The organism is Mucilaginibacter hurinus, assembly GCF_003324525.1.
GTDB lineage: Bacteria > Bacteroidota > Bacteroidia > Sphingobacteriales > Sphingobacteriaceae > Mucilaginibacter > Mucilaginibacter hurinus.
On sequence record NZ_QGDC01000017.1, the window covers coordinates 1 to 376 of the forward strand.

Below are 376 nucleotides of genomic sequence, written 5' to 3' on the forward strand. Positions count from 1 at the left end.
GTCCTCTGATCACGCTCTTACTTAAATGATGGCAATCAATATGTCCTAATTGACCCATACGTTCTTTGATGATGGTTCGCTTTACTTCTTTATCAGCTATTGTCAAACGGTTCTTATGGTATCGTTTCAGTATATTATATACACCCGAAGGGGATGGCTTAAAGTTATCTGATTTTTGTTTAAGCTGATCTGCTATCTCAAACTTATTGCATCCACGTTGGCGAAGATCCAGCACTTTTTGTTCATCTGCGGGATCTGGTCGGCGTGTAGTATATCTTGGACCACGCTTGGCTGGCAGAAGATCCAGGTCATTGCCTGACTGTTTAAAGCGATTATAATACTTCAGAAAGCTTCTCGGATCAGTATCATGTGCTGA

Annotated in this window: 1 protein-coding gene; it reads right to left on the reverse strand. The window is 41.2% G+C overall.

Translation table 11 applies throughout. From position 1 onward, the window contains the following. On the reverse strand, positions 1-376 hold a 376-nt coding region (locus tag DJ568_RS17500), incomplete at both ends, for a hypothetical protein (protein ID WP_233496716.1).